Source organism: Stenotrophomonas sp. YJH_SMC_6 (assembly GCF_059371335.1).
In genome coordinates this window covers 17,867-29,862 of sequence record NZ_JCAFUM010000019.1, presented here as the reverse complement: position 1 = coordinate 29,862, position 11,996 = coordinate 17,867, and the positions used below count along the sequence as shown (strand labels likewise).

Here is an 11,996-nt window from a genome sequence, read left to right as displayed (position 1 = left end):
GATGCAGGTAGTGCCGGCCGCTGGCCGGCAACCTCGCAGGCGCATCACGATTCATGAGGTTGCCGGCCAGCGCCCGGCACTACCGCGGCGCGTTACGGGAAGCGCAGCTCCACAACACCGTCGTGGGGCAGGCTCACCTTCACCGGCACGCTCTGCAGGTCATCTTCGCTGCGGTTGGCGCTGCCGGTGCGCGAGATGCGTGCCAGCACTTCCACTTCGCGATGGGCCGACAGCGGTGCGGTTGGCATCGGGCTGTCAGCGTCACCCAGCCCGACCGTGGCCGGGAATCCGGCCAAGGGCAGCTTGCGTGCGGCCACCGGCATCGGCGGTCCACCCACGGCGCGGGCCAGCACGAATACCTGGGTGCTGGCCGGCCACTCGGTGCCCTTCAACGCAGGCAACTGCACGCGCACCTGCAACAGCGCCGGTGGCGCCGCAACGGCTGCATCGGACGGCTGACCGGCGGCTTCACGGGCGATGGCGATCTGCGCCTGCAGCGCCTGCGCGGCGCCGGGCTCAAGCCGTGGCAGCAGGCCGCTCCACACATCTGCGGCCTCGGCATTCTTTCCGCGCTGGCGCAGGGCGATACCCAGCAGCCAGCTGGCACGCTCGGCATCGGGCGCCAGCGCACGCGCCTGCTGCAGCCAGGCCATCGCCGTGTCATCGAACTGCTTGCCGGCATCGGCCTGCGCACGTGCCTGCGCCGCCTCCACCAGCACGCCGGGGTCTTCCGGGGCGAGAGTGGCGGCCCGCGCGAACGCGTCCGCCGCGGCTGCGGCATTGCCCAGTTCGGCTTGCGACCGGCCCAGCAGCGCCCAGCCATCGGCCCGCTGTGGGTCACGCTTCAGTGCATCCTGCAGGGCCTGCACGCCATCGCGCAGGGTGGCTACCGAAGGCGTCGGTTGCACCTGTGCTGCACGCGGATCACCGACCAGCAGATACAGGCAGGCACCGGCCACGCCCAGTGCGAACACGCCGACCACGAAACCGCGGCGGCCAGAGTGGCGCAGCGGCCACAGCACCAGCGCTGCCATCAACGCAGCAACCAGACCGGCCAGCATCGGCAGCCAATGGCTCACCATCCGTCTCCTTCATCGGCCTTGCCGGCCGCTGCGGCGCCAACCGTACGGCCACGGCGGCGGACGATGCCCAGCACCACCAGAGCACCCGCACCGAGCATCAGCAGGGGACCGCCCCACAGCAGCCAGGTGCCCGGCTGCAACGGTGGCTGATAGAGCACGAACTCACCGTAGCGCGCGACCAGGAACTGCTTGATCTGCGCGTCGTCGTGGCCCTGCTGCATCAGCTGCAGCACCTCGCGGCGCAGGTCCTGCGCGATCTGCGCGTTGGAATCGGCCAGCGACTGGTTCTGGCACTGCACGCAGCGCAGCTGCGCGGCCAGGTCGTGGAAGCGGCGTTCTTCGGCGCCATCGCGGAACTGCAGCGGCTGCGGATCATGCAGCGGCTGCTGTGCCAGCGCGGCCAGCGGCAGCATCAGGAGCAGCAGCGCCAGCAGCCAGCGCATGGGCTCAGGGCGCCGTGTGCAACGTGCTGCCGGCATTGCCCTGGGCCTTCTCGATCTTCTCCAGCGCCGGGATCAGCTTCTCGTCGACCACGCGCTGGGTCATCGCACCGCTGTACTTCCAGCGCACGATGCCGCTGCCGTCGACAAGGAAGGTTTCCGGTGCGGCGGTCACGCCCCAGTCGATCGCGGTGCGGCCTTCCACGTCGCTGAGCACGACCATGAACGGGTTGCCCAGCTGTTCCAGCCAATGCAGGGCATCGGTCGGTTCATCCTTCCAGTTGTAGCCGATCACGCGCACGCGCTTGCTCTCGGCGAAACGGGTCAGCACCGGGTGTTCCTCGCGGCAGGCCGCGCACCAGCTGCCCCACACGTTCAACAGGTACGGCGCGCCACGCAGTTCGTCGCTGTGCACGATCATTTCCGGGTCGTGCAGCACCGGCAGCGCGAACGCTGGCGCCGGCTTGTCGATCAGCGCCGATGGCAGCACGTCGCGCTGCGGATCACCCGATTTCATAACCCCGTAGATCATCAGCCCGAGCAGGCCGAAGAAAAACAGCACGCCGATCACGATGGCTACCGGCGGCAGCGGGCGGGAGGGGCGCGGGGCGGGGGACTCGGACATGGAAACTCCTACGGACGACGGAAACGGCGGTCGGCGGCGGCGATGAATCCGCCCAGGGCCATCAGCAGCGCGCCCAGCCAGATCCAGCGCACGAACGGCTTGATGTGCACCCGTACCGCCCATGCATTGTTGCCCAGCGGCTCGCCCAATGCCACGTAGACATCGCCGTCGAAGCGTGCATCGATGCCGGCCTCGGTCATCACTTGGCCGCCGCTGGCGTACTGGCGCTTCTCCGGGTGCAGCAGGGCCAGTTCGCGGCCGTCGCGGAACACCCGCAGGTGACCGCGGTCGGCGATGAAATTGGGGCCTTCGCGATGGTCCACGCCCTCGAAGCGCACTTCGTAGCGACCGACCACCAGCTGCTGACCCGGGGCCAGCGCCACTTCGCGCTGCACGTTCAAGGCTTCCACCAGCAGCGCGCCGGCCAGGAACACGGCGATGCCGGCGTGGGCAACGATCATGCCGAGCATTTCGGCGGTGAAGCGGCCGTTGCCGCGCAGTCGCTGCCAGACGAAGCGTGCGGTACCGAGTGCGACCCAGGCCGCAGCGGCCACGCCGATGCCGGCCTTCCAGCCGTTCTGCGGCGCCTGCCACCAGGCCATCGCGCCCAGCAGCAGCGCCAGGCCCAGCCACGGTGCCAGCAGCGCGAAGGCGCGCGAGGGCTGGTCATGCTGCCATTTCACCAGTGGGCCGAACGGCAGCAGCAGGATCATTGGCGCCATCAGCAGCAGGAACAGGCTGCCGAAGTAGGGCGGGCCGACCGAGATCTTGCCCAGCGACAGCGCATCGGCCAGCAACGGATACAGCGTGCCGAGCAGCACCATCGCGCAGGCCGTGGCCAGCAGCAGGTTGTTGGCCAGCAGCAGGGTCTCGCGCGAGGTGGCGGTGAAACCACGGCGCGGGTCGTCGGCATCCACGCTCAGCTGGCTGGCGCGCAGCGCGTACAGCAGCAGGCTGCCGCCGACCAGCACCGACAGGAACACCAGGATGAACAGGCCGCGCGAGGGATCGGCAGCGAACGAATGCACGCTGGTCAGCACACCGGAGCGCACCAGGAAGGTGCCCAGCAGCGACAGCGCGAAGGCGGCGATCGCCAGCAGCAGGGTCCAGCTGCCGAAGGTGCCGCGCTTCTCAGTGACCGCCTGCGAATGGATCAGTGCCGCGCCGACCAGCCAGGGCATGAAGCTGGCATTTTCCACCGGGTCCCAGAACCACCAGCCACCCCAGCCCAGCTCGTAGTAGGCCCACCAGCTGCCCAGCGCGATGCCCAGGGTCAGGAAGCCCCACGCGACGTTCGTCCACGGCCGCGTCCAGCGCAGCCAGCGCGCATCCACGCGACCTTCCAGCAGCGCCGCCACCGCGAATGCGAACGGAACGGCGAAACCCACGTAACCGATGTACAGCATCGGTGGATGGATGATCAGCCCCGGGTCCTGCAGCAGTGGGTTGAGATCGCGTCCTTCCAGCGGCGCCGGGTTCAGGCGCAGGAACGGGTTGGAAGTGAAGATCAGGAAGGCGAGGAAGCCGACGCTGACGATGCCCATCACCGCCAGTACACGCGCCTGCACCGGTGCCGGCAGGTGCCGGGAGAACAGCGCCACCGCGCCGGTCCACAATGCCAGCACCAGCGCCCACATCAGCAGTGAGCCTTCATGCGCGCCCCAGACCGCCGAATAGCGGTAGATCATCGGCAGCAGCGAATTGGAGTTCTCGGCCACGTAGCGCACTGAGAAATCCTGCTGCACGAACGCGGCGGTCAGCACCGCGAACGCGCCGGCGAGCAGCAGCAGCTGCGCGAGCGCGGCTGGCCGTGCGACCGCCATCCATGCCGTGTTGTTGCGATGTGCGCCGAGCAGCGGCAGGCCGGCCTGCAGCAGCGAGGCCAGCAATGCGCACATCAGCAGGATCTGACCCAGTTCGGGCAGCACTCAGCGCACCTCGGGGGCCGTCACCGGCACATCGTGCTTGCGGTGGGCATCGCCCATCTTGTCGGCCACTTCCTTCGGCACGTACTTCTCATCGTGCTTGGCCAGCACTTCGTCGGCGACGAAGGTGCCGTCCTGCAGGCGGCCGCTGGCGACCACCGCCGTGCCTTCGGCGAACATGTCCGGCAGGATCCGCGAGGTGGTCACTGCCAGCTGCGCGTCGCCGTCGGTCACTTCGAAACGTGCTTCCAGCGAGCCGACCGGCCGATTGAAAGAGCCCTTCACCACCATGCCGCCCAAGCGGAAGCGCGACTGCGCATCGACATCACCGCGCAGCACTTCCGAAGGCGTGTACAGGTAGGCAATGTTGCGCTCCAGTGCCATCGCCACCAGCGCAGTGGCCAGGCCGGAGGCGAGCAGGGCCAGCAGCACCCATGCCAAGCGGCGACGCTGTACCGGGGTCATCGTTCCAGCTCCGTCGACAGCGGCACAGCTGCGTCCTGCCTGCCGGCGCGGGTCTGCTGACGCTGCTGGCGGGCCAGTGCCAGCCGGCGTGCCACGCGCAGGCGCAGCCACGAACCGATGGCGTCGGCGCCGAGCACCAGCACGAACACGGCGTAGGCGCCGATCACATAGGGAAGGTGGGTCATGGCTGGGCCTCCCGGACCGGGCGTTCGGCACCGACGCGTCCACCGACCCAGGCCTTGCCGGCCTCGCGGTCGAGATTGTCGGCGCGCGCCTTGGCCAGCACCGAACCGGCGAACCAGAACTTGGTGCCGATCACCATCCACCACAGCGGCGCGATCATCGCGCTGCTGATCGCCGATTCACCGAACACGTTGATCGACTGGCGCTGATGCAGGCCGCCCCACCAGTCCACCGAATAGCGGATCACCGGCAGCAGGCTGACGCCGACGATGGCCAGCAGTCCCGCCGCACGTGCGGCGCTGCGGCGGTCCTCGATGGCGTGGTAGAGGCCGATCACGCCCAGGTACAGGAACAGCAGCACCAGCTCGCTGGTCATGCGCGGGTCCCAGTCCCACCAGGTGCCCCAGGTGCCCTTGCCCCAGATGCTGCCGGTCAGCAGGGTGATCAGGGTGAAACCGGCGCCCATCGGCGCGCAGGCCATGGCCAGGATCTCGCAGACCTTGATCCGCCAGATCAGCGCGATGGCGGCATACAGCGCCATCAGCGCGAATACGAACAGGCTCATCCAGGCACTGGGCACGTGGATGTAAAGGATGCGGAAGCTGTCCAGCTGCTTGGCTTCCGGCGGCACCACCAGCAGCGCCTGCCACATGCCGACCAGCAGTACCGGCACCGCCGCGAGGTAGAACACCCGCGACCAGCGGGCAGCGAAACGGTCGAACGTGGGAGGCGAACCGAGTTGGTGGAACCAGCGGACAATCGGATTCATGCGTGGCGGCTATCCAGCAGGGGTGGATTGGCTCTCAGCTCGGTCAACTCAGAGAAATACGTATTGCAGCGGCAGTGGCCAGCGGAGCCAGCACCAGCGCGAGCAGCAGGCCAGCGCCCAGCATCAGCAGCGCACCGACCGGATCCTGCCCGCGTCCGGCTGCCGCCAGGCTGCCGGCGCCGAACACAAGCACCGGCACGTACAGCGGCAGCGACAGCAGCGCCACGAGAATACCAGAGCGTCGGATGCCAACGGTCAGTGCGGCGACCACGCCACCGATCAGGCTCAGCAACGGCGTTCCCAGCAGCAACGATGCCAGCAACATCGGCAGCTGGTCATGCGGCAGATGCAGCATTTCGGCCAACAGCGGGCTGACCACGATCAGCGGCAGCGCAGTGGTCGCCCAGTGCAGCAGCACGCGCACCAGCACCAGCCAGGCCAGCGGCACCGGCGCCAGCAGCCACTGTTCCAGCGAGCCATCTTCGGCGTCGGAACGGAACAGTGAATCCAGCGACAGCTGTCCCGCCAGCAGCACGGCCAGCCACAGCACCGCGCCCGCGGTGGCGGCCAGCAGCTGTGGTTCGCGGCCTTGGGCCAGCGCGAACAGCACCACTACCAGCACCGCGAACAGCAGGGGTTGCAGCGCATCGCCGCGGCGGCGCCAGAGCAGGCGCAGGTCGCGCTTGAGCAGGGCGCCTGCGGTCTGCCACAGGCCTGGCTCGGTACCCGGCGCGATCATGCGGCACCGCCGAGGTCGAGCTGGCGGGTACGCACCGGCGGTGCGGCATAGGCGCCATGGGTGGTGACCAGCGCAGCGCCGCCGGCACGCAGGTGCGCCGAGATCATCCGGTTGACCAGGGTGATGCCCTCCAGGTCGAGGTTGGCATAGGGCTCGTCCAGCAGCCACAGCGGCGCCGGCGACAGCCAGATGCGTGCCAGTGCCAGCCGCCGCTTCTGCCCGGCGGACAGATGCCGAACGAGGGTGTCCTCATAACCGGCCAGGCCCACGATGGCCAGCGCGTTGCCGGGCATCTGCCGCGCACGCCGTCCATGCAGGCCGCACAGGAAGTGCAGGTTCTCCAGCGTGTCCAGGTCTGGCTTCAGGGCCGGCAGATGGCTGAGGTAGGCCACGTAGCGTGCACGTTCGGCATTGCTCGCCGGCTTGCCGTCGATCCGCACCTGGCCGGCGCCGGGCCGGGCCAGGCCGGCCAGCACGCGCAGCAGGGTGGTCTTGCCGGCGCCATTGCCGCCCTGCACCAGCAGGGCTTCGCCGGCGTCCACATGGAAGTCCAGCGGGCCGAACACCGGCTCGTCATTGCGGGAGAAGCTCAGGCCGCTGGCGGCCAGCAATGCAGGGGTGTTCAAGGGGCAGGGGTCTTCATGCCGGAGTGCGATGGCAATTGTAGCGGTGAATGCCGATGGTAGTGCCGGCCGCTGGCCGGCAGATGCGACCCGGCGCCGCAGATCGTCCCAGGAGTGCCGGCCAGCGGCCGGCACTACCGACGCGCGGATTGCGTAAACTCGCAGGCCTGTTCCCCCACAGCCCAGGCCGATGCAACCGAACACCAAGCTGCCCAAGGTCGGTACCACGATCTTCACCGTGATGTCCCAGCTCGCCGCCGAACACGGCGCAGTCAACCTGGGCCAGGGTTTCCCGGACTTTTCGGCGCCGCAGCGCCTGATCGACGAGACCGCCAGGGCGATGGCCGCCGGGCTGAACCAGTACCCGCCGATGACCGGCGTGGCGCCGCTGCGCCAGGCCATCGCGCAGAAGGCACTGGACTGCTACGGCGCGCAGGTCGATGCGGACAGCGAGATCACCGTCACCAGTGGCGGTACCGAGGCCATCTTCAACGCCATCCACGCCGTGGTGCGTGCCGGCGAGGAAGTGATCGTGCTCGACCCGGCGTATGACTGCTATGAACCGGCGATCGACCTGGCCGGTGCCAAGGCCGTGCATGTGTCGCTGGATCCGCAGACCTTCGCGGTCGACTGGGACCGCGTGCGTGCGGCGATCACCCCGCGCACCCGCATGCTGATCGTCAACACCCCGCACAACCCGTCCGGCGCGATGCTGTCGGCGCAGGACATGCAGGCACTGGCCGAGCTGCTGCGTGGCACGCAGATCTACCTGATCTCCGATGAGGTGTACGAACACATCATCTACGACGGCCGCCGCCATGAATCGGCGCTGCGCTACCCGGAACTGCGCGAGCGCGCGTTCGTCATCTCCAGCTTCGGCAAGACCTATCACTGCACCGGCTGGAAGATCGGCTATGCGATCGCACCGCCGGCACTGACCGCCGAGTTCCGCAAGGTGCACCAGTACAACACCTTCACCAGCTTCGGCCCGGCGCAGTACGGCTTCGCCGCGATGATCCGCGACGAACCCGAACACCACCTGGAGCTGGGCGCGTTCTACCAGGCCAAGCGCGACCGTTTCCGCGAGCAGCTGGCCGGCACCCGCCTGAAGGCGCTGCCGGTCCCCGGCGGCTACTTCCAGCTGGTCGACTACTCGGCCATCAGCGACCTGCCGGACCATGAGTTCGTGAAGTGGCTGACCATCGAGAAGGGCGTGACCGCGATCCCGCTGTCGCCGTTCTACGAAAACCCGCCGGCCGGCCAGCGCCTGGTGCGCCTGTGCTTTGCCAAGAATGAAGCAACGATGGACGCGGCGATCGAACGCCTGCGCCTGCTCTGAGCGAGGCTTGAACATGCAGGACCTGCGCATTTCCCTCGTCCAGGGCGACACCCGCTGGCACGATCCGGCCGGCAACCGCGCCTACTACGGCGCGCTGCTCGCACCGCTGGCCGGCACCACTGACCTGGTGATCCTTCCGGAGACCTTCACCAGTGGTTTCTCCAACGACGCCATTGCCCAGGCCGAAGGCATGGACGGCCCGACCGTGGCCTGGGTGCGCGAACAGGCCAGGACCTTGAACGCGGCGGTGATCGGCAGCGTGCAGCTGCGCGACGGCGAGGGCGTCTACAACCGCCTGCTGTTCGCCACGCCCGATGGCGACCTGCAGTACTACGACAAGCGCCACCTGTTCCGTTACGGCGGCGAGCACGAGCGCTATGCCGCCGGTCGCGACCGCCTGAGCGTGGAATGGAAGGGCTGGCGGATCAATCCGCAGGTCTGCTACGACCTGCGTTTCCCGGTGTTCTGCCGCAACCGCTACAACGTGGAGCGTCCGCAGCAGCTGGATTTCGACCTGCAGATCTTCGTCGCCAACTGGCCGTCGGCGCGCGCCTATGCGTGGAAGACCCTGCTGCGTGCGCGGGCGATCGAGAACCTGTGCTTCGTGGCAGCGGTGAACCGCGTCGGTGTCGATGGCAACGGGCTGCACTACGCAGGCGACAGCGCGGTGCTGGATTTCCTCGGCCAGCCGCAGGTGGAGATCCGCGAGCGCGAACAGGTGGTCACCACCACCATCTCGGCCGAGGCGCTGGCCGCACACCGCGCGCGTTTCCCGGCGATGCTCGATGCCGATGCCTTCCACCTGGACGAACAGGCCTGAGCACCGGCCTGAACACTGCTGCACCAGCGCGTGCGCCTGCATCCAGCGTGCACGCGCGCGCTGCTAGATTCGCCGGCAGTCCGACCGAACTGGAAGTCCTGCCATGAACAAGCCCTTCGCCCTGCTGCTTGCCCTGTCTGCCGCATCGCTGGCCCCGGCCGCGCACGCCGCTGGCAACCTCGACTGTGAGCTGCGCTACAACCTCTCTGGCTGGTCGCTGATCTACAAGACTGCATCCGGCAATGGCACGGTCACCTGCAGCAATGGCGCCAGCATGCCGGTGCGCATCCAGATGAAGGGCGGCGGCCTGACCGTGGGCAAGTCGAAGATCACCAACGGACGTGGCAGCTTCACCGGCGCAGTCAGCGTCAACGAGCTGCTGGGTACTTACGCCTCGGTGGGCGCGCATGCCGGTGCGGTGAAGTCCAGCAACGCGCAGGTGATGACCAAGGGCGACATCTCGCTGGCCCTGTCCGGTACCGGCAAGGGCTGGGATCTGGGCGTGGACGGCACCGCGTTCACCCTCAGCCGGCGCTGAGGCGCGACGGCGCGGCAGTTCCCCAGCTGATGCGGATGTAGTGCTGTTCGGAATCGCTCAACAACCGTTCGACACCGAAACCATTCTTCAGCAGCTGTGCGACCACGTCTTCGACGAGCTGCTCGCTGGCCATCACCTGGCTGAAGCCGAACACGATGTAGCGGCGGCCATTTTCCGAGCCGATCTGGATGGCGTTGTCGAGATCGCGGTAGAACAGTTCGATCGGGCGCTTGGCGGCATCGACGTTGGCGCGGGCCTGTTCGGCGGTGATGGTGATCATGGGCATCTGCCTTGTGTGGGAGCGCGCGCACGATAGCCGGGGAATCAAAGCCGTTCCCGGAAGGCCAGCACAGTGCGCTGCTTTTGCAGCAATTCCTAGGCTGCAGCGGGACGCCGCCGTTGCAGCCACAAGGCCAGCAGGCCACACGCGATAACGGTCGGTGCCAGCATCTGCACTGCACCGACCAGCGCCATTGCCGCACCGATCAACAGGTAGTAGAGCAGGCCGAACAGCGCGCCTGCGCTGCCGAGACAGTGTGGATAGCCGCGCAGGGCCTGGCCGAGCACATTGGGAATGGCAAGGCCGAAGCCCGTCACCACCGGCACCATCGCCGCGATCAGGGCAGGGTGATCATGCAGCAGCGCGGCCAGCAGGCCTCCCGTCAGAACCAGTACTGCGGCGATGCGGATACGCGTGGTTGCGGCAACGCCTGCACGCAGCAGGCGGCCATTGCCCCACGCGCCCAGTGCCGAGCCCAGTGCCAGCACCGCGCCGCTGGCGCCGAACCAGGTGACTGGCCAGTGCAGGCGCGCAAACACGAAGGGGCCGAGCACATACCAGCTGTACATCGCCACGTTGAAGGCCATCACCAGCAACGCGTGTGACCAGATCCAGCGATCGCGCAGCAGTTCCCGCAGCAGCGGCAGCATGGGCACGTGCGGGATCTGTGCAGGGCGGCTTTCGCGCAGGCCCGTCAGGCATGCGACTGCCAGCAGGGCAGCGATCAGCAGCAGGCCGGACTGTACGCCGACATAGCCATGGGCGGCGACCAGCAGCGTGCCCAGTGCAAGGCCGATGGCCGGGCTCAGGGCCAGGGCCATGCCGATCCAGGAGAACGCCTGCGCCAACGCGGGTCCCTGCAGGTGGTCGCGCAGTACGGTCTGGGTTACCACCGAGGCCGCCGCCGCACCCAGTGCGGCCAGTGCCTGTGCCAGCAGGACCTGGCCGAAGGTGCTGGCCAGCAGGCCGCCGCAGGCGGCCAGTGCGAACACGGCCAGGCCGCATAGCAGGGCAGGGCGACGACCGATACGATCGGCCAGGCGCCCCCACAGCAGCACGCCTGCGGCGAAGCCGAACAGGTACAGGCTCATGGCCTGGCTGGCGGCACTCGGCGGCAGGGCGAAGCGTTCGGCCAGATCGGCCAGGGCCGGGCTGTAAAGGGTCTGTGCCAACTGCGGGAACATCAGCAGTGCAATGGCGAGCAACAACAGGCGGCGCGACATGCGGGCGCTCCAGGAACAGGGCCGCGCATTGTGGTCGCGTCCGCAATGGCGCACTCTGTCTATCCTGTCATCGAATGTATGAAATAAGACATGGCCTGGTTGCAGCCGCACGCGCACTTCGACGCCGATGCCTGGAGTGCTCCGGTGCTGGGGATTGCAGCCTCACTGGCGGATCACGACTCGGGTTGGCACCAGCATGCACGCGCGCAGCTGCTGTACACCCGGCAGGGCTGCACGCGCCTGACCTACGGTGATCGCATCAGCCTGCTGCCGCCCGCGCGTGCCGCGTGGATTCCGGGCGGGCTGCGCCATCGCGCGCAGATGCGCCAGGCGGTCGACTACCGTTCGTTGTACTTCGACGCCGCGCTGTCGGCTCAGCTGCCCCGGCAGCCTGCGATCATCGGCGTGGGGCCGCTGCTGCAGGCCTTGCTGGAGCCGATCGCGCAGGCGCCGTTCGACCATGACTGGCAGTCGCCGCGCGCGCACCACCAACTGGCGTTGTGCGTGCTGGAAATCGCTGCTGCACCGGTGGCGCCGATGGACCTGCCTCTGCCTCGTGATCCGCGGATCGCACGGTGCCTCCCGGTGGCCGAACAGCTGCCGCCCGAACTGGGGGAGCTGGCCGCGCGCACGGGCCTGAGCGCGCGTACTGTCGGCCGGTTGATGCAGCGTGATACCGGCATGAGCTACCAGGCCTGGCGCCAGCAATGGCGCCTGATGCGGGCCATGGAGTTGCTGCTGCTGGGCCAACGCGTGGCGCACGTGGCGCAGGACACCGGCTTCTCCGCCGAGAGCCCGTTCATCGCCTTCTTCCGCGGCATGACCGGCACCACACCCGCCGCGTTCCAGCGCCACGCAAAAGGGGACGGAGGGGATTAAGTCGCTCTCGCCCCTTTGACACAGGCCGTGACAAAAACGACTTAATCCCCTCCGTCCCCTTTTCAA

15 protein-coding genes are annotated in these 11,996 nt (G+C 68.1%); 4 read left to right on the top strand and 11 right to left on the bottom strand.

Annotation, left to right across the window (positions count from 1 at the left end):
* Positions 1-92: 92 nt before the first annotated feature.
* Genes AC5P9N_RS19890 through ccmA form a run of 9 tightly spaced genes read right to left on the bottom strand, consistent with a single transcriptional unit; the run spans position 93 to position 6,794 of the window.
* Complete coding sequence (locus AC5P9N_RS19890) at positions 93-1,082, bottom strand: tetratricopeptide repeat protein (RefSeq protein WP_049459788.1); 990 nt, start codon at positions 1,080-1,082, stop codon at positions 93-95.
* Positions 1,076-1,525, bottom strand: coding sequence for a cytochrome c-type biogenesis protein (locus tag AC5P9N_RS19885; protein WP_005413991.1), 450 nt, complete (start codon positions 1,523-1,525; stop codon positions 1,076-1,078). The genes AC5P9N_RS19890 and AC5P9N_RS19885 overlap by 7 nt, the downstream gene beginning before the upstream one ends.
* A gap of 4 nt (positions 1,526-1,529) precedes the next feature.
* Complete coding sequence (locus AC5P9N_RS19880; protein ID WP_005410345.1) at positions 1,530-2,147, bottom strand: DsbE family thiol:disulfide interchange protein; 618 nt, start codon at positions 2,145-2,147, stop codon at positions 1,530-1,532.
* An 8-nt stretch (positions 2,148-2,155) separates the two neighbouring features.
* A complete protein-coding gene (locus AC5P9N_RS19875) occupies positions 2,156-4,075 on the bottom strand; it encodes a heme lyase CcmF/NrfE family subunit (RefSeq protein ID WP_099484812.1) in 1,920 nt (639 codons plus the stop codon).
* On the bottom strand, positions 4,076-4,537 hold the full coding sequence (gene ccmE, locus AC5P9N_RS19870) for a cytochrome c maturation protein CcmE (RefSeq protein WP_005410343.1): 462 nt from the start codon (positions 4,535-4,537) through the stop codon (positions 4,076-4,078).
* Positions 4,534-4,722 carry a heme exporter protein CcmD gene (ccmD, locus tag AC5P9N_RS19865; RefSeq protein WP_005413988.1) on the bottom strand — a complete coding sequence of 63 codons (189 nt, stop codon included), beginning with the start codon at positions 4,720-4,722 and terminating at the stop codon, positions 4,534-4,536. Before ccmD ends, ccmE begins: the two co-directional genes overlap by 4 nt.
* On the bottom strand, positions 4,719-5,489 hold the full coding sequence (gene ccmC / locus AC5P9N_RS19860) for a heme ABC transporter permease CcmC (RefSeq protein ID WP_005410341.1): 771 nt from the start codon (positions 5,487-5,489) through the stop codon (positions 4,719-4,721). The genes ccmD and ccmC overlap by 4 nt, the downstream gene beginning before the upstream one ends.
* A gap of 43 nt (positions 5,490-5,532) precedes the next feature.
* A complete protein-coding gene (ccmB, locus tag AC5P9N_RS19855; protein ID WP_005410340.1) occupies positions 5,533-6,228 on the bottom strand; it encodes a heme exporter protein CcmB in 696 nt (231 codons plus the stop codon).
* Positions 6,225-6,794, bottom strand: a complete 570-nt coding sequence (gene ccmA / locus AC5P9N_RS19850; protein WP_407070841.1) for a heme ABC exporter ATP-binding protein CcmA — start codon at positions 6,792-6,794, stop codon at positions 6,225-6,227. The genes ccmB and ccmA overlap by 4 nt, the downstream gene beginning before the upstream one ends.
* A gap of 247 nt (positions 6,795-7,041) precedes the next feature.
* Here ccmA and AC5P9N_RS19845 point away from each other — a divergent pair, with 247 nt between their 5' ends.
* The 3 genes from AC5P9N_RS19845 (at position 7,042) to AC5P9N_RS19835 (ending at position 9,548) form a co-directional block, all read left to right on the top strand.
* Positions 7,042-8,190 carry a pyridoxal phosphate-dependent aminotransferase gene (locus AC5P9N_RS19845; RefSeq protein ID WP_005410338.1) on the top strand — a complete coding sequence of 383 codons (1,149 nt, stop codon included), beginning with the start codon at positions 7,042-7,044 and terminating at the stop codon, positions 8,188-8,190.
* 13 nt (positions 8,191-8,203) lie between these two features.
* Complete coding sequence (locus AC5P9N_RS19840; protein WP_012480813.1) at positions 8,204-9,010, top strand: amidohydrolase; 807 nt, start codon at positions 8,204-8,206, stop codon at positions 9,008-9,010.
* 103 nt (positions 9,011-9,113) lie between these two features.
* Positions 9,114-9,548, top strand: coding sequence for a hypothetical protein (locus AC5P9N_RS19835; RefSeq protein ID WP_005410336.1), 435 nt, complete (start codon positions 9,114-9,116; stop codon positions 9,546-9,548).
* Here the strand turns inward: AC5P9N_RS19835 and AC5P9N_RS19830 are convergent.
* Together AC5P9N_RS19830 and AC5P9N_RS19825 are read right to left on the bottom strand one after the other, a co-directional pair.
* Entirely contained in the window at positions 9,535-9,828 is a 294-nt protein-coding gene (locus AC5P9N_RS19830) for a hypothetical protein (RefSeq protein ID WP_005413984.1), read from the bottom strand. The two genes, AC5P9N_RS19835 and AC5P9N_RS19830, sit on opposite strands and share 14 nt — an antisense overlap.
* A 95-nt stretch (positions 9,829-9,923) precedes the next feature.
* Entirely contained in the window at positions 9,924-11,051 is a 1,128-nt protein-coding gene (locus AC5P9N_RS19825; RefSeq protein WP_099484811.1) for an MFS transporter, read from the bottom strand.
* Positions 11,052-11,141: 90 nt separating this feature from the next.
* Here AC5P9N_RS19825 and AC5P9N_RS19820 point away from each other — a divergent pair, with 90 nt between their 5' ends.
* Positions 11,142-11,930 (top strand): AraC family transcriptional regulator, encoded by a 789-nt coding sequence (locus AC5P9N_RS19820; protein WP_024956626.1) that lies wholly within the window; start codon positions 11,142-11,144, stop codon positions 11,928-11,930.
* Positions 11,931-11,996 lie beyond the last annotated feature (66 nt).

Excerpts from the sequence above, each read along its gene's own strand:
- AC5P9N_RS19830 (WP_005413984.1), bottom strand. The coding sequence starts at position 9,828 with ATGATCACCATCACCGCCGAACAGGCCCGCGCCAACGTCGATGCCGCC.
- AC5P9N_RS19880 (WP_005410345.1), bottom strand. The coding sequence starts at position 2,147 with ATGTCCGAGTCCCCCGCCCCGCGCCCCTCCCGCCCGCTGCCGCCGGTA.
- ccmB (WP_005410340.1), bottom strand. The coding sequence starts at position 6,228 with ATGATCGCGCCGGGTACCGAGCCAGGCCTGTGGCAGACCGCAGGCGCC.
- AC5P9N_RS19885 (WP_005413991.1), bottom strand. The coding sequence starts at position 1,525 with ATGCGCTGGCTGCTGGCGCTGCTGCTCCTGATGCTGCCGCTGGCCGCG.
- AC5P9N_RS19845 (WP_005410338.1), top strand. The coding sequence starts at position 7,042 with ATGCAACCGAACACCAAGCTGCCCAAGGTCGGTACCACGATCTTCACC.
- AC5P9N_RS19840 (WP_012480813.1), top strand. The coding sequence starts at position 8,204 with ATGCAGGACCTGCGCATTTCCCTCGTCCAGGGCGACACCCGCTGGCAC.
- AC5P9N_RS19825 (WP_099484811.1), bottom strand. The coding sequence starts at position 11,051 with ATGTCGCGCCGCCTGTTGTTGCTCGCCATTGCACTGCTGATGTTCCCG.
- AC5P9N_RS19820 (WP_024956626.1), top strand. The coding sequence starts at position 11,142 with ATGGCCTGGTTGCAGCCGCACGCGCACTTCGACGCCGATGCCTGGAGT.
- AC5P9N_RS19890 (WP_049459788.1), bottom strand. The coding sequence starts at position 1,082 with ATGGTGAGCCATTGGCTGCCGATGCTGGCCGGTCTGGTTGCTGCGTTG.
- ccmD (WP_005413988.1), bottom strand. The coding sequence starts at position 4,722 with ATGACCCACCTTCCCTATGTGATCGGCGCCTACGCCGTGTTCGTGCTG.
- ccmC (WP_005410341.1), bottom strand. The coding sequence starts at position 5,489 with ATGAATCCGATTGTCCGCTGGTTCCACCAACTCGGTTCGCCTCCCACG.
- ccmE (WP_005410343.1), bottom strand. The coding sequence starts at position 4,537 with ATGACCCCGGTACAGCGTCGCCGCTTGGCATGGGTGCTGCTGGCCCTG.
- AC5P9N_RS19835 (WP_005410336.1), top strand. The coding sequence starts at position 9,114 with ATGAACAAGCCCTTCGCCCTGCTGCTTGCCCTGTCTGCCGCATCGCTG.